At 73.0% G+C, this 21,868-nt stretch carries 26 protein-coding genes; 17 read left to right on the forward strand and 9 right to left on the reverse strand.

Translation table 11 applies throughout. From position 1 onward, the window contains the following. Positions 1–2: 2 nt before the first annotated feature. A complete protein-coding gene (locus ACN27D_RS16215) occupies positions 3–527 on the reverse strand; it encodes a GbsR/MarR family transcriptional regulator (RefSeq protein WP_244933140.1) in 525 nt (174 codons plus the stop codon). Positions 528–580: 53 nt separating this feature from the next. Here ACN27D_RS16215 and ACN27D_RS16220 point away from each other — a divergent pair, with 53 nt between their 5' ends. Both ACN27D_RS16220 and ACN27D_RS16225 read left to right on the forward strand, forming a co-directional pair. Continuing rightward, positions 581–1,507, forward strand: coding sequence for an ATP-binding cassette domain-containing protein (locus ACN27D_RS16220; RefSeq protein WP_421499405.1), 927 nt, complete (start codon positions 581–583; stop codon positions 1,505–1,507). After that, a complete protein-coding gene (locus ACN27D_RS16225) occupies positions 1,504–3,096 on the forward strand; it encodes an ABC transporter permease (RefSeq protein ID WP_393156871.1) in 1,593 nt (530 codons plus the stop codon). The genes ACN27D_RS16220 and ACN27D_RS16225 overlap by 4 nt, the downstream gene beginning before the upstream one ends. A gap of 93 nt (positions 3,097–3,189) precedes the next feature. Here the strand turns inward: ACN27D_RS16225 and ACN27D_RS16230 are convergent, their stop codons facing one another. After that, positions 3,190–3,522, reverse strand: coding sequence for an STAS domain-containing protein (locus ACN27D_RS16230; RefSeq protein WP_013283540.1), 333 nt, complete (start codon positions 3,520–3,522; stop codon positions 3,190–3,192). Between the two features lie 145 nt (positions 3,523–3,667). Between ACN27D_RS16230 and hemL the strand changes: the two genes are divergently transcribed. From hemL to ccsB, 6 genes are read left to right on the forward strand one after another with little or no spacing between them, the layout of a single operon-like run. Continuing rightward, positions 3,668–5,005, forward strand: coding sequence for a glutamate-1-semialdehyde 2,1-aminomutase (gene hemL, locus ACN27D_RS16235; RefSeq protein ID WP_421499406.1), 1,338 nt, complete (start codon positions 3,668–3,670; stop codon positions 5,003–5,005). Between the two features lie 4 nt (positions 5,006–5,009). Further along, on the forward strand, positions 5,010–5,657 hold the full coding sequence (locus tag ACN27D_RS16240) for a histidine phosphatase family protein (RefSeq protein ID WP_013283542.1): 648 nt from the start codon (positions 5,010–5,012) through the stop codon (positions 5,655–5,657). Then, positions 5,657–6,232, forward strand: a complete 576-nt coding sequence (locus tag ACN27D_RS16245; protein ID WP_421499407.1) for a TlpA family protein disulfide reductase — start codon at positions 5,657–5,659, stop codon at positions 6,230–6,232. Before ACN27D_RS16240 ends, ACN27D_RS16245 begins: the two co-directional genes overlap by 1 nt. Beyond that, on the forward strand, positions 6,232–7,068 hold the full coding sequence (locus ACN27D_RS16250) for a cytochrome c biogenesis CcdA family protein (RefSeq protein WP_120572125.1): 837 nt from the start codon (positions 6,232–6,234) through the stop codon (positions 7,066–7,068). Before ACN27D_RS16245 ends, ACN27D_RS16250 begins: the two co-directional genes overlap by 1 nt. Further along, positions 7,068–8,684, forward strand: a complete 1,617-nt coding sequence (gene resB / locus ACN27D_RS16255; RefSeq protein ID WP_421499408.1) for a cytochrome c biogenesis protein ResB — start codon at positions 7,068–7,070, stop codon at positions 8,682–8,684. The genes ACN27D_RS16250 and resB overlap by 1 nt, the downstream gene beginning before the upstream one ends. Next, on the forward strand, positions 8,684–9,658 hold the full coding sequence (gene ccsB, locus ACN27D_RS16260) for a c-type cytochrome biogenesis protein CcsB (protein ID WP_421499409.1): 975 nt from the start codon (positions 8,684–8,686) through the stop codon (positions 9,656–9,658). Before resB ends, ccsB begins: the two co-directional genes overlap by 1 nt. Here ccsB and ACN27D_RS16265 read toward each other — a convergent pair. Both ACN27D_RS16265 and ACN27D_RS16270 read right to left on the reverse strand, forming a co-directional pair. After that, entirely contained in the window at positions 9,627–9,851 is a 225-nt protein-coding gene (locus ACN27D_RS16265; RefSeq protein WP_047891625.1) for a hypothetical protein, read from the reverse strand. The genes ccsB and ACN27D_RS16265 overlap by 32 nt on opposite strands. Before the next feature lie 44 nt (positions 9,852–9,895). Beyond that, complete coding sequence (locus tag ACN27D_RS16270) at positions 9,896–10,366, reverse strand: MarR family winged helix-turn-helix transcriptional regulator (RefSeq protein ID WP_421499410.1); 471 nt, start codon at positions 10,364–10,366, stop codon at positions 9,896–9,898. A 62-nt stretch (positions 10,367–10,428) separates the two neighbouring features. Between ACN27D_RS16270 and ACN27D_RS16275 the strand changes: the two genes are divergently transcribed. The 3 genes from ACN27D_RS16275 to mqnP are packed head-to-tail and all read left to right on the forward strand — an operon-like array spanning position 10,429 to position 13,396. Further along, positions 10,429–10,986: a carboxymuconolactone decarboxylase family protein gene (locus tag ACN27D_RS16275; RefSeq protein ID WP_421499411.1), complete on the forward strand. Its 558-nt coding sequence runs from the start codon at positions 10,429–10,431 to the stop codon at positions 10,984–10,986. 47 nt (positions 10,987–11,033) lie between these two features. Next, complete coding sequence (locus ACN27D_RS16280) at positions 11,034–12,491, forward strand: menaquinone biosynthesis decarboxylase (protein WP_030273542.1); 1,458 nt, start codon at positions 11,034–11,036, stop codon at positions 12,489–12,491. Further along, complete coding sequence (gene mqnP / locus ACN27D_RS16285; RefSeq protein ID WP_091414355.1) at positions 12,491–13,396, forward strand: menaquinone biosynthesis prenyltransferase MqnP; 906 nt, start codon at positions 12,491–12,493, stop codon at positions 13,394–13,396. Before ACN27D_RS16280 ends, mqnP begins: the two co-directional genes overlap by 1 nt. 27 nt (positions 13,397–13,423) lie before the next feature. On the opposite strand, the gene ACN27D_RS16290 is transcribed toward mqnP, so the two are convergent. Beyond that, positions 13,424–14,389: a terpene synthase family protein gene (locus ACN27D_RS16290; RefSeq protein WP_421501154.1), complete on the reverse strand. Its 966-nt coding sequence runs from the start codon at positions 14,387–14,389 to the stop codon at positions 13,424–13,426. Positions 14,390–14,532: 143 nt separating this feature from the next. Here ACN27D_RS16290 and ACN27D_RS16295 point away from each other — a divergent pair, with 143 nt between their 5' ends. Then, the gene (locus tag ACN27D_RS16295) at positions 14,533–15,177 is read left to right on the forward strand and encodes a UbiX family flavin prenyltransferase (RefSeq protein ID WP_421499412.1); all 645 of its coding nucleotides are present in this window, start codon (positions 14,533–14,535) and stop codon (positions 15,175–15,177) included. Between the two features lie 56 nt (positions 15,178–15,233). Here ACN27D_RS16295 and ACN27D_RS16300 read toward each other — a convergent pair whose 3' ends face one another. Further along, positions 15,234–15,500: a BldC family transcriptional regulator gene (locus ACN27D_RS16300; RefSeq protein ID WP_013473529.1), complete on the reverse strand. Its 267-nt coding sequence runs from the start codon at positions 15,498–15,500 to the stop codon at positions 15,234–15,236. 257 nt (positions 15,501–15,757) lie between these two features. Between ACN27D_RS16300 and ACN27D_RS16305 the strand changes: the two genes are divergently transcribed. The 3 genes from ACN27D_RS16305 to ACN27D_RS16315 are packed head-to-tail and all read left to right on the forward strand — an operon-like array spanning position 15,758 to position 18,206. Continuing rightward, positions 15,758–16,216, forward strand: a complete 459-nt coding sequence (locus tag ACN27D_RS16305; protein WP_120572118.1) for an Lrp/AsnC family transcriptional regulator — start codon at positions 15,758–15,760, stop codon at positions 16,214–16,216. 42 nt (positions 16,217–16,258) lie between these two features. After that, a complete protein-coding gene (locus tag ACN27D_RS16310; protein ID WP_421499413.1) occupies positions 16,259–17,101 on the forward strand; it encodes an SDR family NAD(P)-dependent oxidoreductase in 843 nt (280 codons plus the stop codon). Positions 17,102–17,111: 10 nt separating this feature from the next. Further along, on the forward strand, positions 17,112–18,206 hold the full coding sequence (locus ACN27D_RS16315) for a PLP-dependent cysteine synthase family protein (protein ID WP_120572116.1): 1,095 nt from the start codon (positions 17,112–17,114) through the stop codon (positions 18,204–18,206). 16 nt (positions 18,207–18,222) lie between these two features. On the opposite strand, the gene ACN27D_RS16320 is transcribed toward ACN27D_RS16315, so the two are convergent. Both ACN27D_RS16320 and ACN27D_RS16325 read right to left on the reverse strand, forming a co-directional pair. Further along, positions 18,223–18,843 (reverse strand): putative glycolipid-binding domain-containing protein, encoded by a 621-nt coding sequence (locus ACN27D_RS16320; protein WP_120572115.1) that lies wholly within the window; start codon positions 18,841–18,843, stop codon positions 18,223–18,225. A gap of 94 nt (positions 18,844–18,937) precedes the next feature. After that, positions 18,938–19,153, reverse strand: a complete 216-nt coding sequence (locus tag ACN27D_RS16325) for a helix-turn-helix transcriptional regulator (RefSeq protein ID WP_036311366.1) — start codon at positions 19,151–19,153, stop codon at positions 18,938–18,940. Between the two features lie 187 nt (positions 19,154–19,340). Between ACN27D_RS16325 and ACN27D_RS16330 the strand changes: the two genes are divergently transcribed. Further along, positions 19,341–19,592 (forward strand): flavin reductase, encoded by a 252-nt coding sequence (locus ACN27D_RS16330; protein WP_421499414.1) that lies wholly within the window; start codon positions 19,341–19,343, stop codon positions 19,590–19,592. Further along, entirely contained in the window at positions 19,585–19,806 is a 222-nt protein-coding gene (locus ACN27D_RS16335; RefSeq protein WP_355111335.1) for a hypothetical protein, read from the forward strand. The genes ACN27D_RS16330 and ACN27D_RS16335 overlap by 8 nt, the downstream gene beginning before the upstream one ends. 76 nt (positions 19,807–19,882) lie before the next feature. Here ACN27D_RS16335 and ACN27D_RS16340 read toward each other — a convergent pair whose 3' ends face one another. Then, on the reverse strand, positions 19,883–21,769 hold the full coding sequence (locus ACN27D_RS16340) for a DEAD/DEAH box helicase (RefSeq protein WP_421499415.1): 1,887 nt from the start codon (positions 21,767–21,769) through the stop codon (positions 19,883–19,885). Between the last annotated feature and the right edge of the window lie 99 nt (positions 21,770–21,868).

Genomic DNA, 21,868 nt, shown 5'->3' on the forward strand with positions numbered 1-21,868 from the left:
GTTCAGCCGCCGGCCGGGCCGCCGTGCCCGGTCGCGGCCCGCCGGGCCCGCCAGCGGTCGCCGAGCGACTCCAGTTCCTCCTGTACGAAGAGGAAGAAGTCGCGCATCTCGGCGACCCGCTCGCCGGCCGGGGTGCTCCGGCCGCGCAGTGCGTCGACCCCGCCGGCGGCGATGTCGATGAAGTTCTTGTAGATCGTGGTCTTGGTGATCGTCGCCTCGTACCACGGGTTGTCGGGCATCCGGTAGCGGTCGCGCCGGGAGCCCTTGACCGGCTCGCGGACCAGCATGGCGAACTGGGTCAGGTAGCGCACCGCGCCGCTGACGGCCGCCGCGCTGACGCCGAGCCGCTCGGCGATCTCACCCGCGGTGAGCGGGTCGTCGGCGCTCATTACGGTGAACAGGACCCGGGCGGCCATCCGGGGGAAGCCCACGTCGGCGAAGGCCATCGCCATCCGCTCGACGAAGAGGTGGACCTCTTCCTCGTCGTGGTGGGGCGGCACGTTCATGGTCGGCTCCTCGACGCTCACCCCGTGACCCTACAGTCTTCACAAGTTTGTGAAACGAGCGTAGCTTCTGAAGTATGGAAACGGCAATCGATGTGTCCGGCCTGGTGAAGACCTTCGGCCGCACACGGGCTCTCGACGGGCTCGACCTGACCGTCCGCACCGGAGAGGTGCACGGCTTCCTGGGCCCGAACGGCTCCGGCAAGTCGACCACCATCCGGGTGCTGCTCGGCCTGCTGCGGGCGGACGCGGGGGCCGTCCGGCTGCTGGGCGGCGACCCCTGGCGCGACGCGGTGGCGCTGCACCGCCGCCTCGCTTATGTCCCCGGCGACGTCACGCTCTGGCCCAACCTCAGCGGCGGCGAGGTGATCGACCTGCTCGGCCGGCTGCGCGGCGGGCTCGACCCGACCCGCCGTGCCGAGCTGCTGGAGTCGTTCGAGCTGGACCCGCGCAAGAAGGGGCGCACCTACTCCAAGGGCAACCGGCAGAAGGTCGGCCTGGTCGCCGCGCTCGCCTCCGACGTCGAGTTGCTCATCCTCGACGAGCCGACCTCCGGGCTCGACCCGCTGATGGAGGAGGTCTTCCAGCACTGGGTCCGCCGGGCCCGGCAGGACGGGCGCACGGTGCTGCTGTCCAGCCACATCCTTGCCGAGGTGGAGGCGCTCTGCGACCGGGTGACGATCATCCGGGCCGGCCGGACGGTGGAGTCCGGCACGCTCGGCGACCTGCGCCACCTGCACCGCACCGCGATCGACGCCGAGGTCGCCGCGCCGCTGGACGGCCTGGCCGACCTGCCCGGCGTGCACGACCTGCGGGTGGACGGGCAGCGGGTCCGCTTCGACGTGGACACCGCGTCGCTCGACGCCGCGCTGCGCCGGCTCACCGAGCTGGGGGTACGCAGCCTGGTCAGCACGCCGCCCACGCTGGAGGAACTGTTCCTGCGGCACTACGAGACGGCGCCCTCCTCCGGCGCCGCGCGTTCCGAGACGGCGGACCGGTCATGAGTGCGCTCACCGGCACCCGTCACCTGGTCCGGCTGATCCTGCGCCGGGACCGCCTCCTGCTGCCGCTGTGGGTGCTGATCCTCGCGGTGCTGCCGATGACGTACGCGGCCAGCTACTTCGAACTGTTCCCGACCGCCGCCGAGCGGGCCGCGTACCTGGAGGGCACCGCCCGCAACCCGTCGATCGTCGCGCTGCTCGGCCCGGCGTACGGCGACAGCATCGGCGGGCTGACCGCCCAGCGCAGCGGCTTCCTGCTGCTCATCGTCGCGCTGGCGAGCCTGCTCACGGTCATCCGGCACACCCGCACCGAGGAGGAGGCCGGGCGGCGAGAACTGCTCGGCGGCAGCGTGCTCGGGCGGCACGCCGGGCTGACCGCCGCGCTGCTCGTCACGTACGCGGCCGGCCTGGTACTCGGGCTGCTCACCGCCGCCGGCCTGGTCTCGACCGGGCTGCCGGTGGGCGGATCGGTCGCGTACGGGCTGGTCACCGTGCTGACCGGCGTGGTCTTCGCGACGCTCGGCGGGCTCGCCGCCCAGCTCACCGAGACCGCCGGCGGGGCGCGGGGAATCGGCCTCGCCGGTCTCGGCGCCGCGTTCGGGCTGCGCCTGGCCGGGGACACAGCCGGCAACGACTGGCCGAGCTGGCTGTCCCCGCTGGGCTGGGGCGCCCGCGTCCGGCCGTACGAGGGGGAGCGGTGGTGGGTGCTGCTGCTGCCGCTTGCCGCCACGGTGCTGCTCGCCGCGCTCGCGTACCCGATCTCGGTCCGCCGCGACCTGGGCGCGGGCGTGCTGCCGCCCCGGCTCGGCCCGGCCACTGCGGGCGGCGCCCTTTCCGGTCCGTTCGGGCTGGCCTGGCGGCTGCACCGGGGGCAGATCCTCTGGTGGTCGGTCGGGTTCGGCCTGCTCGGGCTGATCCTCGGTGGTGCGGCCGAGGCGGCCGGCCGGTCGGTCGAGGGGAGCCCGCGGATGGAGGAGATCGTGGCCCGGCTCGGCGGGGCGTCCGGGATGGCCGACGCGTACCTGGGGGTCACGCTGAGCCTGGCCGGGCTGGCCGCGGCCGGGTACGGCATCCAGGCCGCGCTGCGGATGCGCGCCGAGGAGTCCGCCGGGCACGCCGAACCGGTGCTCGCCACCGGGACGCGGCGATCGACCTGGCTGCTGTCGCACGTGGCGTTCGCGCTGCTCGGCCCGGTGGTGGTGCTCGCGGTGACCGGGCTGACGACCGGCCTGACGTACGGGTTGAGCACCGGTGACGTGCCCCGCCAACTGGGCCGGATGTTCGCCGCCGGCCTGGCCCAGGTGCCGGCCGCGTGGGTGCTGGCCGGGCTCGCCGTGCTGCTCTACGGCCTGCTGCCCCGGCTCGCGTCCGCCGCGTGGGTGGTGCTGGCGGTCTGCGTGCTGCTCGGGCAGCTCGGCGCCGTGCTGGAGCTGGACCAGTGGCTGCTGGACGTGTCCCCGTTCACGCACACCCCGCAGGTGCTGCGCGACGCCTGGACCCCCACCCCGCTCTACGTGCTGACGGCCCTGGCGGTGACCCTGGCCACAGCCGGCCTGCTCACGTTCCGCCGCCGCGACCTCCCCGTCCTCTAGCGGCGTTGATCTTGCACTTGTGGCCCCGGCGAAAGGGGTGAATCACCCCGGTCGAGGGCCGCAAGTGCAAGATCGCGGGGGAGGGGGCCGAGGTCAGGGGGTGGCTTCGTTGCGGATCATCAGGGCGCTGCGGAGGCCGGTGATGTCCAGGACGCGGATCAGGAAGTCACCGACGTTGGTGAGCATCAGCAGGCACTGGGTGTGACTGGCCTTGCGGCTGAGCACCACGAGCGTGCCGAGGCCCTGCGAGTCGCAGAACGTGACCCCGGCCAGGTCGAGCACGATGCGCGGGGGCGGATCCGCCAGCACCTCGTTGACCACCGTCGAGAGCTGGGCGGCCGTGAGCATGTCGATCTCACCGGCCAGGCGAAGCACGGCTTCGTCACCCGTCCGGTGTACGGTGATGGACAGTTCGGCACGATCCACCCGGTCAGCCTATCGCGATCTCGACCGACGGGCCTGTCGAGCGGATCGCCGTCGGCCGTCGCGCCGCTCACGCGGGTGAGCCTGGTTACCCCCGTCGCGGGGTGCCTGCCAGGCAGCACTCCGGCGCTGACACAATGGCCCCATCGTGACCGAGACGCATTCCGCCGGATCCGGCCGCTACCCGGCCGACGCTCCGGCCTCCGAGGCCCTGTTCGACCGCGCCAAGGCCGTCGTGCCCGGCGGGGTCAACTCTCCCGTGCGCGCGTTCCGTGCTGTCGGCGGCACCCCGCGCTTCATGGTCCGGGGGGAGGGTCCGTGGCTCTTCGACGCCGACGGTCGTCGCTACGTCGATCTGGTCTGCTCCTGGGGCCCGCTGATCCTCGGCCACGCGCACCCGGCGGTGGTGGAGGCGCTGCGTGAGGCGGCGGCGCTCGGCACCAGCTTCGGCACCCCGACGCCGGGTGAGGTCGACCTGGCCGAGGAGATCATCGCGCGGACGCCGGTGGAGCAGGTCCGCCTGGTCAACTCCGGCACCGAGGCGACCATGTCGGCGATCCGGCTGGCCCGCGGCTTCACCGGCCGCTCCAAGATCATCAAGTTCTCCGGCTGCTACCACGGCCACTCGGACGCGCTGCTCGCCGCCGCCGGCTCCGGCGTGGCCACGTTCGGCCTGCCCGACTCGCCCGGCGTGACCGGCGCGGCGGCCGGCGACACGATCGTGCTGCCGTACAACGACCTGCGCGCGGTCGAGGAGGCGTTCGCCGCCGAGGGGCAGCACATCGCCGCGATCATCACCGAGGCCGCCGCCGGCAACATGGGCGTGATCGCGCCGCGCGACGGCTTCAACTCCGAGCTGGCCCGGATCGCCCACGCCAACGGCGCGCTGCTCATCGTCGACGAGGTGATGACCGGGTTCCGGGTGTCCCGCGCCGGATGGCACGGCCTCGACCCCTCGGACGCGGACCTGTGGACGTACGGGAAGGTCATGGGTGGCGGCCTGCCCGCCGCGGCGTTCGGCGGGCGCGCGGAGATCATGGCGAAGCTCGCTCCGGCCGGCCCGGTCTACCAGGCCGGCACGCTCTCCGGTAACCCGCTGGCCTGCGCGGCCGGACTGGCCACGCTGCGGCTGGCCGACGACGCGCTCTACCGGCGGCTCGACGAGACCGCCGCCGCGCTGGGCAAGCTCACCACCGAGGCGCTGTCCGCGGCCGGCGTGCCGCACCGCCTCTCCACCGCGGGCAACATGTTCTCGGTCTTCTTCACCGACGCGGACGTGCACGACTACGACAGCGCCCGCACCCAGGTGGTGCCGGCGTTCAAGGCGTTCTTCCACGCGATGCTCGCCGCCGGCGTCTACCTGCCGCCGAGCGCGTTCGAGTCGTGGTTCGTCTCGACCGCGATCGACGACGCGGCGTGGGAGCAGATCGCCGCCGCCCTTCCGGTCGCGGCGCGGGCGGCGGCAGCGGCAGGACACGGGGGGTAACCAAATGGCGGAGACCGTGGTGCACGTGCTGCGGCACGGCGAGGTGCACAACCCGGACGGCATCCTCTACGGCCGCCTGCCCGGGTTCCGCCTCTCCGAGCTGGGCGTGCAGATGGCCAAGGCGGCGGCGCAGGCGCTCGCCGACCGGACCGTCGTGCACGTGGTGGCCAGCCCGCTGGAGCGCGCCCAGCAGACCGCCGAGCCGATCGCGGCGCAGTTCGGCCTCTCCGTCGGCGTCGACGAGCGCCTGATCGAGAGCGCGAACTGGTTCGAGGGCAAGAAGGTCTCGCCAGGAGACGGATCGTTCCGCGACCCGCGCAACTGGTGGGTGCTGCGCGACCCGGTGACCCCGTCCTGGGGCGAGGCGTACCGGGCCATCGCCGAGCGCATGTTCGCCGCGCTGCACGCCGCCCGGGTCGCCGCCGAGGGGCGGGAGGCGGTGCTCGTGTCGCACCAGCTCCCGATCTGGACGCTGCGCCGGCACGTCGAGCGCAAGCGCCTCTGGCACGACCCGCGCCGCCGCCAGTGCGGCCTGGCCAGCCTCACCTCGTTCCACTTCGACGGCGCCAAGATCGTCGGCATCGGGTACTCCGAGCCGGCGGCCCACCTCGTGTCGATCTCGCCGACCGCCCGGACGGCCAAGGGGGCCTGATGCTCACCCGGAGGCTCGCCGCCGCCCTGCTCGCCGCCGTGACCGCCGGTACGGCGCTGGTCGGCTGCTCCTCCGGCAGCCAGGAGAGCCGGTGCGCGGCCGACGGCTCCACCGTCACCTGCGCCCCCGGCCAGCGGTCCAAGACGCCGAAGGTGAGCGGTGAGCTGCTCACCGGCGGCAGCTACGACATCTCCCGCGACCGCGGGCAGGTCGTCGTGGTCAACTTCTGGGGTTCCTGGTGCGCGCCCTGCCGGGCCGAGGCGGACGACCTGGAGGCCACCTACCAGGCCACCAAGGGCTCCGGCGTGACGTTCCTCGGCATCAACGTGCAGGACAGCAAGGACAAGGCGATCGCCTTCGAGGAGGGCCGGGTCACGTACCCGAGCATCTTCGACCCGGCCAGCCGGCAGGCGCTGAACTTCGACATCCCGCCGAACACCACCCCGGCCACCGTCGTGCTCGACCGCGAGGGCCGGATCGCCGTGGTGATCCGCCGGGCCGTCACCCGGGACGAGCTGCGGCCGATCGTCGAGGACATCGCCGCCGAGTCGCCGCCGCCGAACGGCTCCCGCTGATGGGCGAGACGTTCCGCCAACTCGCCGAATCCGGCCCGCTGCTGCTCGCGGTCGGCGCGGCCGCCCTGGCCGGACTGGTCAGCTTCCTGTCGCCGTGCGTGCTCCCGCTGATGCCCGGCTACCTGTCGTACGTGACCGGCCTGGCCGGCACCGACCTGGAGGGCCGCCGCCCGGCCCCGCCGCAGTCGCCGGACCCAACGCCGACCGGGGGCGGCGTCGCCGTGGCGGAACGGACGCAGGCCCGGACCACCGCCGCCGTCAAGGGCCGGGTGCTCGCCGGCACGCTGCTGTTCATCGCGGGCTTCACCGTCGTGTTCGTCGCCACCGCGATCCTCTTCTCCGGCGTCGGCAAGCTCTTCTTCCGGTACGAGCGCACGCTGGAGATCGTCATCGGCGCGCTCGTGGTGGTGCTCGGGCTCGGCTACCTCGGGGTGATCCCCGGGATGCAGCGGGAGTTCCGCATCCGCTGGCTGCCCTCCGCCGGGCTGCTCGGCGCACCGGTGCTCGGCGCGGTCTTCGCGCTGAGCTGGCTGCCCTGCACCGGCCCGACGCTCGGCGCGGTGCTCGGCATGGCGGCCACCGAGGGCGGGACCGACCGGGCCGTGGTGCTCGCCGTGGCGTACTGCCTCGGGCTGGGGATACCGTTCGTCGTCTTCGGGCTGGGCTTCCAGCGCCTGCTCGGGGTGTTCCGCGCCGTCCGGCGCAACAGCCGCTGGGTGACCCGGATCGGCGGCGCGCTGCTGATCGCGATCGGCCTGGCGCTGATCACCGGCGGCTGGGTGAACGTGGTGATCTGGTTGCAGACGAACGTGGGCGTGGGCGAGGTGAGCATCTGATGACGACCGTCGACGACCGGCCGTCGACCCCCGCGCAGGCGCCCCGGCGGCGGGTCAACCCGGTGCTGGCCCTGCTGCGCAACTCGTGGCGGCAGCTCACCAGCATGCGGACGGCGCTGATCCTGCTGTTCCTGCTCGCCATCGCGGCCATCCCCGGCTCGGTGCTGCCCCAGCGCGGCGTCAACCCGGAACGCGTCAACCAGTGGTTCGTCGACCACCCCGACCTCGCGCCCCGGCTGAACCAGATCGGCGCGTTCGAGGTCTTCGGCTCGGTCTGGTTCTCCGCGATCTACCTGCTGCTGTTCACCTCGTTGATCGGCTGCATCCTGCCCCGCGCCCGCGACCACGTCCGCGCGCTGCGGATGAGGCCACCGGCCGCGCCGAAGCGGTTCGACCGGCTGCCGCAGCACGCGGTGCTGGAGGCCCCCGCCGCCGCCGACCCCGAGGCGATCGCGGCGGTGCTGCGCCGCCGCCGGTGGCGGGTCACCGTGCGCGGCAACGAGGTCTCCGCCGAGAAGGGCTACCTCAAGGAGACCGGCAACCTGCTCTTCCACGTGTCGCTGGTCGCCGTCCTGCTCGGGGTGGCGCTCGGTTCCTGGTACGGATGGCACGGCAACCGCATCCTGGTGGCCGGCGAGGACAACGCGTTCTGCAACACCCGCCAGCAGTACGCCGAGGCGTCGCTCGGCCCGCGCGTGGACAGCTCCGACCTGCCGCCGTTCTGCCTGACGCTGGAGAAGTTCGAGGCCGACTACCTGCCGTCCGGGCTGGCCTCCCGCTACTGGGCCACGGTGACAGTGGACGAGCCGGGCGGCGCGGAACGGACCGCCGGGTTCTCGGTCAACTCGCCGCTGCGGCTCGGCTCGGCGAACGTCTACCTGCTCGGCAACGGCTACGCGCCGCTGCTGAAGTACACCGACAAGTACGGCCGCAGCCAGACCAGCGAGGCACCGTTCCTGCGCACCGGCGACTCCAACGCGACCGAGGAGGGCGTGGCGATCTTCCCGGACGCCAACGTCGACCCGAAGACCGGCGCGCGGGCCCCGGACCAGCAGATCGCCTTCGACGGGCTCTATCTGCCGACCGCGCCGGAGAGCGCGCCGTACGTCTCGTCGCAGTACCCGGCCGAGCGGAACCCGGCGGTGAACCTGACCGCGTACCGGGGCAACCTCGGGCTGGACGCCGGCATCCCCGGCTCGGTCTACGCGCTGGACCGGCGGCAGATCGACGACGGCAAGCTCAAGGAGATCGGCACCAAGCTGCTGCGGCCGGGCGAGAAGTGGACCCTCGACGACGGCAGCACGCTGGAGTTCGTCGGCACCAAGCCGTACATCACGCTCGCGGTCCGGCATGCGCCCGGGCAGACGTTGCTGCTGGTGGCGAGCGGCACGTTGCTGCTGGGCCTGATGGGCTCGCTGTTCGCCCGGCGGCGCCGGGTCTGGTTCCGGATTTCGCCCCCCGAGGGCGGATCTCCGACGAGCGGTAGTAGTTTGGTGGAGGCCGGTGGGCTGCCGCGCACCGAGCACCCTGGGTTCGCCGACGAGTTCGCGCAGCTCGTCGCCGCCGTGAGCGGCGACGCGCCGGACGCGCGGCGGGCGCGAGAAGGAGACGACTGATGTCCGCACTCTCCGACCAGCTGGTCGCGTTCGCGATCCTGGCGTACCTGATCGCGATGATCAGCCACGCGGTGGAGTTCGCGCTGGGCAACGCGCGGAAGGTGTCCGCGGCCGCGCCGGCGCGGGAGCTGGTCGGCGCGGGCGTCGGCGGAGCCGGCGGCACGATCGACGAGCCGGCCGTCGCGGCGACGCCGCCGCGCCCGGACCGCACCGGCGCGCGGGCCGTGCTGGCCGGCCGGATCGCCGCCTGGCTCACCGTGCTGGCAGCCGCCGTGCACCTGGGCGCCGTGGTCACCCGGGGCCTCGCCGCCGACCGGATGCCCTGGGGCAACATGTACGAGTTCGTGCTGACCGGCACCTGGATCGGTGTGGCGGCCTGGCTCGTGGTGCTCTGGAAGCAGCCGTGGCTGCGCCGGCTCGGGCTGTTCCTGACGCTGGTCATGGTGCTGCTGCTGGCCTTCGCCGAGCTGAAGCTCTACGTGCCGATCGAGCCGCTGATGCCGGCGCTGCAGTCGTGGTGGTTCATCATCCACGTCTCGACGATCATCTTCGCCTCGGGCATCTTCCTGCTGGGCGTGGTGCCCGCCGCCGCGTACCTGATGCGGTCCGGCTGGGAGCAGGGGCGGCGCAGCTTCCCGTACACCCTGGCCCGCCGCCTCCCGGAGGCGGTCGGGCTGGAGCGGCTGACCTTCATGCTGCACGCCTTCTCGTTCCCGATCTTCACCTTCGCGGTGATCGCGGGGGCGATCTGGGCCGAGGCGGCCTGGGGTCGTGCCTGGGGCTGGGACCCGAAGGAGACCTGGGCGTTCATCTCCTGGGTGGTGTACGCGGGCTACCTGCACGCCCGGGCTACGCCGAGCGTGAAGCGCAACGTGGCCACCTGGATCTCCATCGTGGGCTTCCTGACCGTGATGATGAACCTGTTCGGCGTGAACTTCTTCTTCACCGGTCTGCACTCGTACGCCGGGGTGTAGTGGCCGGGCGCGCGGTCAGCACCTCGTCCACCCGGCGCGTGATCTGGTAGGCCACCTCGGGCAGGTCGGCCAGTTCGAGGCGGTCCGCCCGGAGCGCGAACTGGGCGTGCAGCTCGCGGGCCACCGCGTCGCGGATCTCGGCCTGGAGCGGGCTGAGGCCGTCGGGGTCACCCACCACGTATGCGTCATCCATCCGCCGATGATGAACCGCCGACGGCGAAGCTGTCAGTGACGAAGTCATCCGCCGAACCAGCCGGGGACATCGAGGCGGAATACGTCGGCGGGGACCATCCGGCGCAGGTCGTCCTCGATGGCGGCGACCCGGTCCGCGCCGAGCGTGGCCGCCCAGCGGTCGCGTAGTTCGTCGAAGACGATCGCCGAGCGGTGCAGCCCGTCGCGGCCCTTCGCGGTCATCCGGACCAGCTTGCGGCGGGCGTCGGCGGGGTCGTCCACGCGGTCCAGGTAGCCGAGCGCGACCAGCCGGTCCACCGTCTTGCCCGCTGCCTGCTTGGAGACGCCGAGGCGTTGCCCGAGGTCGGAGGCGGTGGTGCCGGCCGGGCCGACGGCCTGGAGGACGAAGCCGTGGGCGGGGCGCAGCTCGGGGTGCCCCTGGCGGGCCAGTTCGGCGTGCAGGTCGTCGATCAGCGCACGGAAGCCGGCGAGCAGGAGCAGCGGCAGCGCGAAGCCGGGGCGATCAGGCGTTGCCATGTTCGACAACCACGTTTACTATTTCGTCAACCATGTTGACTATCTTACGAGAGGGCCCTGTCATGTCCCGCTTCACCACGTACGAGCCGGAGACCGCGCCCGCCGCCGCCCGCCCGGTCATGGCCGGGGTACGCCGCTCGCTCGGCCACCTGCCCGCCGCCGTCGGCCTGATGGCCGGCTCGCCCGAACTGCTCAAGGGCTTCCTCGCCGCCAACGCCGCGTTCGAGGCGACCGACCTCGACCCGGTCGCCCGCGAGGTGGTCGTGCTGACGGTCGCCACCCGCAACGGCTGCCACCTCTGCGTGGCCATGCACACCGCGACGCTCGTCCGGCACGCCGCCGCGCCCGAGCTGATCGAGGCGTTGCGTGCCGGTACGGCGCTGCCCGACCCCCGGCTGGAGGCGCTGCGCCGCTTCACCGACGCCGTCCTCGACCACCGGGGCGCGGTCCCCGACGCCGACCTGGACGCGCTGCTCGCCGCCGGATGGCAGCCCCGGCACGCGCTGGACGTGGTGCTCGGCGTCGGCACGTACACGATCTCCACGTTCGCCAACCGGCTCACCGAGGCGCCGCTCGACGAGCCGCTGGCCGCGTACGCCTGGACGCCCGCCCCCTGTTGACCGGGGGCGAGCCCGGCCCGAGGAAGGCGGTACGGGAGGATGGGGGCATGGCGGCTCGCTTCCCGTACACCGATCTGAAGGACTTCCTCGCGGCGCTGGAGCGTGCGGGCGAGCTGCGGCGGGTGAGCGCGCCGGTCGACCCCACGCTGGAGATCAGCGAGATCGTCACCCGCACCGTCCGGGCCGGCGGGCCCGCGCTGCTGTTCGAGCGCCCCACCCGCGGTGAGATGCCGGTGGCGATCAACCTGTTCGGCACCGAGAAGCGGATGGCGATGGCGCTCGGGGTGGAGCACCTCGACGAGATCGGCGAGCGCATCGGCGACATGCTCAAGCCGGAGCTGCCGCAGGGCTTCTCCGGGATGATGGGCGGCCTGGGCAAGGTCATGCAGCTCAAGTCGATGCCGCCGAAGAAGGTCAAGACCGCCCCCTGCCAGCAGGTGGTCTACCGGGGCGACGACGTCGACCTGAACCGGCTGCCCGGCCTGCAGGTGTGGCCCGGTGACGGCGGGATCTTCCACAACTTCGGGCTGACCCACACCAAGCACCCGGAGACCGGCAAGCGCAACCTCGGGCTCTACCGGCTCCAGCAGCACAGCCACAACACGATCGGCATGCACTGGCAGATCCACAAGAACTCCACCGCGCACCACGCGGTCGCCGAGCGGCTCGGCCAGCGGCTGCCGGTGGCGATCGCGATCGGCGCGGACCCGGTGGTGGCGTACTCGGCCAGCGCGCCGCTGCCGGCCGACATCGACGAGTACCTGTTCGCCGGGTTCCTCGCCGGTGAGCGGGTCGAGATGGTGGACTGCTTGACCGTCCCGCTGCAGGTGCCGGCGCACGCGCAGATCGTGCTGGAGGGCTACATCGAGCCGGGCGAGCGCCTGCCCGAAGGGCCGTTCGGCGACCACACCGGCTTCTACACGCCGGTCGAGCCGTTCCCGGTGATGCACATCGAGTGCATGACCATGCAGCGCGACCCGGTCTACCACTCGATCGTCACGTCCCAGCCGCCGCAGGAGGACCACGGCCTCGGCAAGGCCACCGAGCGGATCTTCGCGCCGCTGCTGCGCTTCCTCATCCCGGACATCGTCGACTACGACCTGCCCGCCGCCGGCGTCTTCCACAACTGCGCGATCGTGTCGATCCGCAAGCGCTACCCCAAGCACGCGCAGAAGGTCATGAACGCGATCTGGGGCGCGCACATGATGTCGCTGACCAAGCTGATCGTGATCGTCGACGAGGACTGCGACGTGCACGACTACAACGAGGTCGCGTTCCGCGCCTTCGGCAACGTCGACTACGCCCGCGACCTGATGGTCACCGAAGGCCCGGTCGACCACCTCGACCACGCGTCGTACCAGCAGTTCTGGGGTGGCAAGGCGGGCATCGACGCGACCCGCAAGCTGCCCGAGGAGGGCTACAGCCGGGGCTGGCCGGAGGAGATGCGCATGTCGCCCGAGGTCGTCTCGCTCGTCGACAAGCGCTGGAAGGAATACGGGATCTGATGACGGCGGCAGTCCAGGAACGGCCCGGCCGGGTCTCGTCCTTCCTCAAGCTCGTCGCCATCGAGCACTCGGTCTTCGCGCTGCCGTTCGCGTACCTGTCGGCGCTGACCGCCATGCAGCTCGACGGCGGCCGGGTGCGCTGGCTCGACCTGCTGCTGATCACCGTGGCGATGGTCGGCGCGCGGACGTTCGCCATGGCCGCGAACCGGATCCTCGACCGGCGGATCGACGCGCGGAACCCGCGTACCGCGAACCGGGAACTGGTCACCGGCGCGGTGAGCGTGCGGACGGCCTGGACCGGCGCGGCCGTCGCGCTCGTGGTGTTCCTGGCCGCCGCCGCCCTGCTCAACCCGCTCTGCCTGGTGCTCGCGCCGCTCGCCGTGGTGCCGCTCGTGGTCTACCCGTACGGCAAGCGGTTCACGAACTGGCCGCACGCCATCCTCGGGGTGGCCCAGGCGGTCGGCCCGGTCGGCGCCTGGCTGGCGGTAACCGGCACGCTCGACGGCTCCGGCCCGGCCTGGCTGCTCGGCGCCGCGGTCGGCCTCTGGATCGGCGGCTTCGACCTGATCTACGCCTGCCAGGACGCCGACGTGGACCGGGAGATCGGCGTGCACAGCGTCCCCGCCCGGTACGGGCTGCGCTTCGCGCTGCACGCCTCCACTGTCGCGCACGTGGTGACGTTCGCGCTGTTCATCTGGTTCGGTGCCTGGGTCGGCTTCGGCTGGCTGTGGTGGATCGGGCTGGCGCTGACCGCTGTCGCCTTCACCTACCAGCACATGGTGGTCAGCCCCACCGACCTGAGCAAGGTCAACCGGGCGTTCTTCACCGCCAACGGGTTCGTCGGCATCGCGTTGTTCGTCCTCGCGCTGCTCGACCTGGTGATCCGGCTAGGCCTGCGGCCGTAACGGCGACGACCGGGCCGCCGCACCCGGTCAGGACGCCGCGGCGACCGGGTAGCGGGCGCTCTCCAGCGTCCAGTCGACAGTGCCGCGCACGGCGGCGGCCAGCCCGTCGAGATGGATGGCGACCGCGTCGTCGAGCGTCGGACCGAACGACGGCGCCGCCGCCAGGAGCGCCGCGAACCGGTCCATCTCGGCCCGCCAGTGCGCGGCCACCAGGTCGACCGCCGCCGGCACCGGCACGCCCCGCTCGGCGGCCGTCGCCAGCACCAGGTTGTGCCCGCCGCCGGTGGCCCGGTCGCGCTCCAGCGAGGCGATGTCGTTGAACCAGGACAGCAGGTCGTTGGCGAGGCCGGCGAGCCGCCGCAGCGCCGGATGGTGGTAGACCGCGTCGGGCAGCGGACGCCCGGACGCGAACTCGATCAGCGGGTACGACACGTACGCCGCCGACGTGGCCCGGCGCAGCCGCACGTACTCGGCGACGCCCGGTGGGCGGCCGGACGTGGTGGCGGTGGCCTCCCGGTACACCCCGTCGAGGTGGTCGGCGACCGCGTCGGCGAAACGCAGCCGCCACCGGGCCGGCATCCGGCGGCGCGGCTCCCGCCACGCCTGCACCAGCAGACGGCGCAGCGGGCCGGAGAAGCCCGGATGGCGGGCGCGCGGGCCCTCGCGCAGCAACGCGAGCGCGCCGTCACGCAGCGCCCGGATCTGCGGCGGGGGCAGCCCGTCCCGCCCGTCGCAGGCGTCGTCGACGAGGAAGAACCAGGTGAACAACGCGGTCAGCACCCGCAGGTCGGGCTCGGTGGCGTCCGGGTAGAGGCGGCCGGCGTACCGGGCGAAGCCGGCCCGCGCCAGCCGTCGCCGGGTGGCCGGGTCAGCCGGCAGGCCGAGCCGGTCGACGAGTTCCACCAGCCAGCCCTGCACGTCGTCGGCGTACGGGGAGAGGCGGGGCGGGATCGGGCAGTCGGAGCGGAGCGCCCGCAGCACCGCCGCCGTCATCACCGGCCCCTCCGTGGAAGTGGATCGCCGGTCGAAGAATTTCATGTCGCGGGACGTTCCGTGAACCCTCTGGACATCCCGGGCGGGCCGACCGCAAGGGGGTCGCTGCCCGCCGCCTGCGGCGACCAGGCACGCTTGAGGGCATGCGCGAACCATGGGTGGTGGGTGTCTCCGGCGCGTCCGGGACACCGTACGCGGCGGCTGTCGTCCGGGGCCTGCTCGACGCCGGCCAGGCGGTGGACCTGATCGTCTCCCGGGCGGCCCGGCTGACGGTGCTGGACGAGACCGGCCGGCCCTTCCGGGACGCGCACTGGGCCGAGGACCTGGCCGCCTGGCTCGACCGCGACCTCACCGGCGCGGACCTGCGGCACTGGCCCGCCGGTGACCTGGCGGCGGGCCCGAGCAGCGGCTCCTACCCGGTACGCGGCATGGCGGTGGTGCCCGCGAGTACCGCCGCGTGCGCGGGCATCGCGATCGGGCTGTCCAAGGATCTGCTCCAGCGCGCCGCCGAGGTGAACCTCAAGGAACGCCGCCCGGTCGTCGTGGTGCCCCGGGAGACGCCGGTTACCCGCAGTCACCTGGAACATCTCATCGCGCTGCACGACGCCGGCGCGGTGGTGCTGCCGGCCAGTCCGGGCTTCTACGGTGCCGGCGCGGCGGCGTCCGCCGCGCAGCTCGTGGACTTCGTGGCCGGGAAGGTGCTCGACGCGCTCGGTGTCGAGCACACGCTGTTCCGGCGGTGGTCCGGCGAGCTGGCCGCCGGTCGCCGTGAGGCGGATCCGGACTGACCGGCCCGGCTGCGACGTACGGGGCGCGGCCCTCGGCCGGACCGCGCCCCGTACGTTCAGTACATGCCGGCGTTCGCCGGTCCGGGGCCGGTGGAAGCGGTCGGGCCCATGTTGCGGGCCTTGCCCATGTCCTCCGCCTCGTCCAGCATGCCCTCCCCCTCGAGCAGGGCCCGCACCTCGGATTCCCGAAACCGGCGGTGCCCTCCTGGAGTCCGGATACTGCCGATCCGGCCGGCCGCTGCCCATCTGGTCACGGTCTTCGGGTCCACCCGAAACAGCGCAGCGACCTCACCCGGTGTCAGCAGGCGATCTCCAGTGTCCACAGCCCCCTCCTCGCGTCGACGAAGCCCCCGGCTGAACACACTGCCCCCGGCCGGTGCGAGCCCAGAGCCGTCATGAGGGACGTATGGCAATTACAGCACCGGCTACCGGACGTGTCCGCCAAACGCGAAAAACGCACACACTGGGAAGGATAGGAAATGGTACCGGCGGAGAACCCCCGTCATCGTACGTTTGTGAAGGGTTGATCCACGGGTACCGACAGTGTTCCGTGGTCGCCGAACGGATAGGGTCACTCTCCGTGGACACGATCGACCTGAGCCTCGTGGAGCTGTTGCGGGGCAACGCCCGTCTGTCGTACGCCGAGCTGGCCCGTCAGGTCGGCCTCTCCGCCCCGGCCGTGCACGAGCGGGTCGGCAAGCTGGAGTCCAGCGGCGTGATCCGGGCGTACCGGGCCGAGGTCGAGCCGGAGTCGATCGGGCTCGGCGTGACAGCGCTCATCGGCATCATCGAGGACTCCGACGCGGACACCGACGACGTGCTGGAGTCGTTTCGCCGCATCCCCGAGATCGAGTCCTGCTACTTCATGGCCGGCGTCGAGTCCTTCCTGCTGAAGGCGCGGGTCGGAACGATCGCCGAGCTGGAGCAGTTGATCGTCCGGCTGAACCGGACGGCGGGTGTGGCGTCCACCCGCACCAGCATCGCCCTGTCGACCAAGTGGGAGAACCGCCCGCAGCCGCTGGAAGCGCCCACCGCCTGACGCCTCTGGCCCCGGGCCGCCGGTTGCGGTTACCGTGCGCCGATGACGAGCTCGGGACGCGGTGCCGCAGTGGTGACCGGAGCGGCCGGCGGGCTGGGGCGGGCCATCGCCGCCGCGCTGCACGCCGACGGCTGGAACGTGCTGCTCACCGACACCGACGCCGGGGCCGCGTCGGCCGCCGCCGCGTCGCTGGGCGGCTGGTCCCGCCCGCTCGACGTACGCGACGAGTCCGCCTGCGCGGAGGTCGCCGCCGAGGCGGCGGCCGCGCCCGGCGGCCTCGGGCTCTGGGTGAACAACGCGGGCATCCTGGTGACCGGCCCGTCGTGGGGACACGACGCCCCGACCCGCCGCGCGGTGGTCGAGGTGAACGCGCTCGGCGCGATGAACGGCACGCTCGCCGCCGTCGCGGTGATGCGCGGACAGGGCCGCGGCCACGTGCTCAACGTCGTCTCGCTGGCCGGGCTGATCGCCGCGCCCGGCGAGACGGTGTACGCGGCCAGCAAGCACGCCCTGCTCGCGTTCAGCCTCGGCACCCTGAGCGACCTGCGGATGGCCGGCGTCCGGGGCGTACACGTGTCGTGCCTGTGCCCGGACGGGATCTGGACGCCGATGCTGCACGACAAGCTGGACGACCCGGGAGCGCTGGCGTCCTTCACCGGCTCGCTGCTCACGCCGGAGCGGGTGGCCGCGCGGGCCGTGCGGCTGGCCCGCCGGCCCCGGCCGGTGGTCAGCCTGCCGCGCTGGCGTGGCGCCCAGGTGCGGCTCCTGGACGCCTTCCCCCGGCTCGCCCTGGCCCTCACGCCGGTGATCCGGGCCACCGGACGGGCCGGTCAGCGGCGGCAGGCCCGCCGGGTCCGGGAAAACCCGAGCCCACCTCGCTTGTAACGTTGCCGACGTGACTCACTTCGACCGGTGCGACGAGGCCAGCCGGCGCTGGGTGACCGAGGCGATCGCCACTGTCGAGGCGGACGCCAACCGCTCCGCCGACACCCACCTGCTGCCGTTCCCGCTGCCCCGCGAGTGGGGGATCGACCTCTACCTCAAGGACGAGTCGGTGCACCCCACCGGCTCGCTGAAGCACCGGCTGGCCCGCTCGCTGTTCCTCTACGGGCTCTGCAACGGCTGGATCGGCCCGGATACCACGATCGTCGAGGCGTCGTCCGGCTCGACGGCCGTCTCCGAGGCGTACTTCGCCCGGATGCTCGGGCTGCCGTTCATCGCGGTCATGCCCGCCTCCACGTCGCCGGAGAAGATCGCCCAGATCGAGTTCCAGGGCGGGCGCTGCCACCTGGTGGACGACCCGTCCAAGGTCGTGGTGGAGGCGCGCTGGCTCGCCGAGGACAGCGGCGGCCGGTTCATGGACCAGTTCACCTACGCCGAGCGGGCCACCGACTGGCGGGGCAACAACAACATCGCCGAGTCGATCTACGCCCAGCTCGCGCTGGAACGGCACCCGGTGCCCGCCTGGATCGTGGTCGGCGCCGGCACCGGCGGCACCAGCGCCACCATCGGCCGGTACGCCCGGTACCGGCGGCTGCCCACCAAGCTCTGCGTGGTGGACCCGGAGAACTCCGCCTTCTACCCCGCCTGGCAGGCCGGCGACTGGTCGGTGCGCACCGACCGCGGCTCCCGGATCGAGGGCATCGGGCGGCCCACCGTCGAGGCGTCCTTCCTGCCCAGCGTGGTGGACCGGATGGTGCAGGTACCGGACGCCGCGTCGCTCGCCGCGATGCGGGCCGGCTCGGCGGTGCTCGGCCGCCTCGTGGGCGGCTCCACCGGCACCAACCTGTGGGGCGCGTTCGGGCTGATCGCGCAGATGCGCGCGGCCGGGCGTACCGGCTCGGTGGTCACGCTGATCTGCGACCCGGGCGACCGGTACGGCGACACCTACTACTCCGACGAGTGGGTGGCCGCGCAGGGCCTCGACCTCGCACCGCACCTCGCCACCATCGACCGGTTCCTGACCGACGGCACCTGGCCGGCGGCCTGAACCGGACCCCGGACGGTCAGCGCGGGTCGACCCGCTCGGCCAGCCCCGGGTAGCGCACCACGAAACCGTCCGGGTCGACCTCCAGGTCGGCGGCGAACGTGTCACTGGAATACCGGACCCGGCCCGGGCCCAACGAGGTGTAGACCTGCTCGGCGGGCACCACGGCCAGGCCGGGCAGCAGCACCCAGGCCACCGTCACGGCGGTGGCCAGGTCGGCGGGCAGCCGGCCCAGCCCGATCCGGCGGATCGGCAGCGTGTTCGTCAGCGGGGAACCGCCCAGATCCACGTCGAGCGCCTCGGCCAGCCGGCTCGGGTCGTCGGTGCCCGGCAGGCCCGCCGGTGGGTGGCCCGCCGCGCTCAGCGCCGCGTCCAGGTCACCCTCCTCGCCGGTACGCACGCGCCACCCGTCCCGGCCCCGCTCCAGGCGTACGCTCCGCGACCAGCCGGCACCCTCGGACTCGACCTCCAGCCGGTTCGTCGACCAGTCCGGGCCGACGGTCAGGCGGTACCGGCACGTGTACGGGATCGGATCCACGGCGAGCGCCACACCCTGCGCGGTCAGCCCCTGACCGTCGTCGAGCACGACGTGCTCGGAGCCGGCGGTGTCGGTCCGGGCCCAGAAGAGCGACTTCGGCATGGTCCGGACGTTACGCGACCCGGCCGTCGGCGGCAGCGGATGCGCGAACGCCGCCGCCGGGAGTCAGGAGACGTACGGGTCATACCTCGTCGGGCTACTCGTCGTCGTCCGCCGGCCGGGGCGGTCGGTGTTCCCGGATGTACCGCTCGACGTCCCGCTTCAACCAGACCGCGCCGACCGACAGCTCTTGATACGGCGCGGGGAATGCGGGATGCCGCCGGATCTCGCGGAATCTCGATCTGCCCACGCCGAGCATCTTCAAGATCTCACCGGCCGCGACAAGTTCGCCCGGTCCCGTCTCCTTGGTCACGACTTCGAAGGTAGGAGCGGTCCGACCCGACCACTGTTACGCGAACAAATAAACCCACCTATATGGGCCCGTCAACGTTGACAGGGGGCCAAGTGGGCGATCTGATGGATCAGGCCCCCCGCCCGGTGGCGAGTTTCGCGGCGGACGGGGGTGCCACCTGGACGCCGAACCATGCAGGAGGCCCCGAGTGACCCAGCGCCACGCTCCGCTGAAACCCCTCTGGGTCTGTACGGCAGACCTGCTCAACTGGCCGTGCGAGAACGCCAAGGCCGAGTTGGTCGTTGACTACGAGCACGACCGACGCCACCTCGCCGTCGATCTGGCCGCCCTGATGCGGCAGGCAACCGATGACCTGACCAGGCTCTACTCCGAGCCGCCGGACCCCGCCGAGATGCACATCCGGTTCCTGGGCTGGCTGCGGTCGGTGCGCAATGTCTGACCCGATCGGCACCGGGCTGCTCCTGGCCGCCGTCATCGCCCAGGCGTTCGGCTGCTGGGTCGCCTGGTCGTGGGGCCGGTCCGCTCGGCGCAGCCTCCGGCAGACCATCGACAAGGCCACCCCGACGCCACCGCCCGACTGGCGGCCTCGTCATCGCCTGTCGCTGTGGAATGAGCCGACCCGGCGATATCCCGTCCTCACACCGCGCAGCTAGAACGGGAGCCGAAATCACCCCGGACGCACCGCCGCCGCCGAGCGGATGCTCGGCGGCGGCAGTGGGTGCGCTCAGATCAGTGGGTACGTGCCGGCGGGCGCCCGCCGAAGCCGCGCCTGTCGTCCCGGCCCCGCCCCTCGGCCCGGAAACCGCCGGCCCGGCGCTCAGCCGGACGCGCGTCGCCCCGGTCACCGAAACGCCGCTCGGCGTGCGGGCGGTCGTCCTGGCGCCGGTCGCCGAAGCCGCGCGAGCCGCTCGGCCGGTCGTCGTACCGCCGGTCGTCGCGGTCGTACCCGCGTCCGGTCGCCGGGCGCTGCCGGTCCCCGTACGGCCGCTCGGACCGCTCGCCGAAGCGCCGGTCGTCGCCGCGCGGGCCGCGGTCGTCGGACCGCTGCTCGCCGACGCTCCGGCCGTCGAACCGCCGGTCGCCGAAGCTGCGGTCGTCGCGACGCTCCGGCCGCCCGAAGCGGCGCTCACCGCCGCCGGACCGCTCGCCCGAGTAGCGCTCGCCGGCCGGCCGGTCGCCGAACCGGCGGTCACCGCCCCGGTCCGCGAACCGGTCGCTCGACCGCTCGCCCGCGGGCCGGTCGCCGAAGCGGCGCTCGCCCCGGCCGTCGCGGTCGCCGAACCGGCGCTCGCCACGGTCGGAGAAGCTCCGGCCGCCACGGTCGAAGCCCCGGGCGTCCCGGTCGCCGAAGCGGCGCGAGCCGCCGCGCCGCGGCTCCGGCTCGTCCCGGACCGGTACGCCGCTGGGCTCGCGCGCGCCGGTCAGCTCGGCCAGCGCCTCGTCGCCCGCCCGGACCCGGGTCTCGGCCGGCTCGACGCCCGCCTTCTCCATCATGGCCAGCGTGGTGCGGCGCTGCTTCGGCAGCACGAGCGTCGCCACCGCGCCCGACTCGCCGGCCCGGGCCGTACGGCCGGCCCGGTGCAGGTAGTCCTTGGGGTCCTTCGGCGGGTCCACGTGCAGCACCAGCGAGACGCCGTCGACGTGGATGCCCCGGGCCGCCACGTCGGTCGCGACCAGCACGGGCGTCCGGCCCTCGCGGAACTCGGCGAGGGTCTTGGTGCGCATGCGCTGGGTCTTGCCGCCGTGCAGCCCACCGGCCCGCACACCGACGGCCGCGAGCTGCTCGACGAGCCGGTCCACGCCGAGCTGCGTACGGGCGAACAGCATGGTGCGGCCCTCGCGGGCGGCGATGGACGCCGCGACCGCGAACTTGTCGTGCGGCGGGATCAGCAGCAGGTGGTGATCCATGGTGGACACGGCGGCGGTGGCCGGTGCGGTCGAGTGGGTGACCGGGTCGGTCATGAACCGCTTGACGAGCGTGTCGACGTCGTTGTCCAGAGTGGCCGAGAACAGCAGCCGCTGCGCGTCCGCCGGGGTCTTCGCCAGCAGCCGGGTGACCTCGGGCAGGAAGCCCATGTCGGCCATCTGGTCGGCCTCGTCCAGCACGGTGATCTCGACGTCGTCGAGCCGGCACACGCCGCGCTCGATCAGGTCGCCGAGCCGTCCCGGGGTGGCCACGATGATCTCCACGCCGCGGCGCAGCGCGTCGATCTGCCGGTCGTACGGCACACCGCCGACGGCGGTCTTCAGGAACACGCCCACCGACTTGCCGAGCGGCACGAGGGCGTCGTTGACCTGCATGGCAAGTTCACGGGTGGGGACCAGGACCAGGGCGCGCGGGTGCAGCGGCCGGGCCCGGTTGCGGTCGGCGACCCGGGCGATGACCGGCAGGCCGAAGGCGAGCGTCTTGCCCGAGCCGGTCTGGCCCCGGCCGAGGACGTCGCGGCCCGCCAGCGAGTCGGGCAGCGTGGCCCGCTGGATCTCGAACGCGGTGGTGATGCCCTGCCGGGCGAGCGTCTCGACGAGCTGCTGGGGCAGGCCGAGCGAGGCGAAGTCGACGGTCTCGGGCGTCGGGTCGATGGACGGGGACGTGCTGGATTCAGCGAACGTGGTCAAGAAATACCTCTCGAGCGGGGCGCATCTTCGCGATGGCCCGCCGCGGCCTGTCACGCCGCCGAATCGCCCGCAAGATCGCCCATGGGCGCGCGCAGTCGG

This window comes from Micromonospora sp. WMMD1274 (genome assembly GCF_049179035.1).
GTDB lineage: Bacteria > Actinomycetota > Actinomycetes > Mycobacteriales > Micromonosporaceae > Micromonospora > Micromonospora tulbaghiae.

Excerpts from the sequence above, each read along its gene's own strand:
- ACN27D_RS16320 (WP_120572115.1), bottom strand. The coding sequence starts at position 18,843 with ATGCCGAAGTCGCTCTTCTGGGCCCGGACCGACACCGCCGGCTCCGAG.
- ACN27D_RS16335 (WP_355111335.1), top strand. The coding sequence starts at position 19,585 with ATGTCTGACCCGATCGGCACCGGGCTGCTCCTGGCCGCCGTCATCGCC.
- ACN27D_RS16275 (WP_421499411.1), top strand. The coding sequence starts at position 10,429 with ATGTCCCGCTTCACCACGTACGAGCCGGAGACCGCGCCCGCCGCCGCC.
- ACN27D_RS16290 (WP_421501154.1), bottom strand. The coding sequence starts at position 14,389 with ATGACGGCGGCGGTGCTGCGGGCGCTCCGCTCCGACTGCCCGATCCCG.
- mqnP (WP_091414355.1), top strand. The coding sequence starts at position 12,491 with ATGACGGCGGCAGTCCAGGAACGGCCCGGCCGGGTCTCGTCCTTCCTC.
- ACN27D_RS16220 (WP_421499405.1), top strand. The coding sequence starts at position 581 with ATGGAAACGGCAATCGATGTGTCCGGCCTGGTGAAGACCTTCGGCCGC.
- ACN27D_RS16245 (WP_421499407.1), top strand. The coding sequence starts at position 5,657 with ATGCTCACCCGGAGGCTCGCCGCCGCCCTGCTCGCCGCCGTGACCGCC.
- ACN27D_RS16280 (WP_030273542.1), top strand. The coding sequence starts at position 11,034 with ATGGCGGCTCGCTTCCCGTACACCGATCTGAAGGACTTCCTCGCGGCG.
- ccsB (WP_421499409.1), top strand. The coding sequence starts at position 8,684 with ATGTCCGCACTCTCCGACCAGCTGGTCGCGTTCGCGATCCTGGCGTAC.
- ACN27D_RS16265 (WP_047891625.1), bottom strand. The coding sequence starts at position 9,851 with ATGGATGACGCATACGTGGTGGGTGACCCCGACGGCCTCAGCCCGCTC.
- ACN27D_RS16310 (WP_421499413.1), top strand. The coding sequence starts at position 16,259 with ATGACGAGCTCGGGACGCGGTGCCGCAGTGGTGACCGGAGCGGCCGGC.
- resB (WP_421499408.1), top strand. The coding sequence starts at position 7,068 with ATGACGACCGTCGACGACCGGCCGTCGACCCCCGCGCAGGCGCCCCGG.
- ACN27D_RS16270 (WP_421499410.1), bottom strand. The coding sequence starts at position 10,366 with ATGGCAACGCCTGATCGCCCCGGCTTCGCGCTGCCGCTGCTCCTGCTC.
- ACN27D_RS16225 (WP_393156871.1), top strand. The coding sequence starts at position 1,504 with ATGAGTGCGCTCACCGGCACCCGTCACCTGGTCCGGCTGATCCTGCGC.
- ACN27D_RS16240 (WP_013283542.1), top strand. The coding sequence starts at position 5,010 with ATGGCGGAGACCGTGGTGCACGTGCTGCGGCACGGCGAGGTGCACAAC.
- ACN27D_RS16295 (WP_421499412.1), top strand. The coding sequence starts at position 14,533 with ATGCGCGAACCATGGGTGGTGGGTGTCTCCGGCGCGTCCGGGACACCG.
- ACN27D_RS16250 (WP_120572125.1), top strand. The coding sequence starts at position 6,232 with ATGGGCGAGACGTTCCGCCAACTCGCCGAATCCGGCCCGCTGCTGCTC.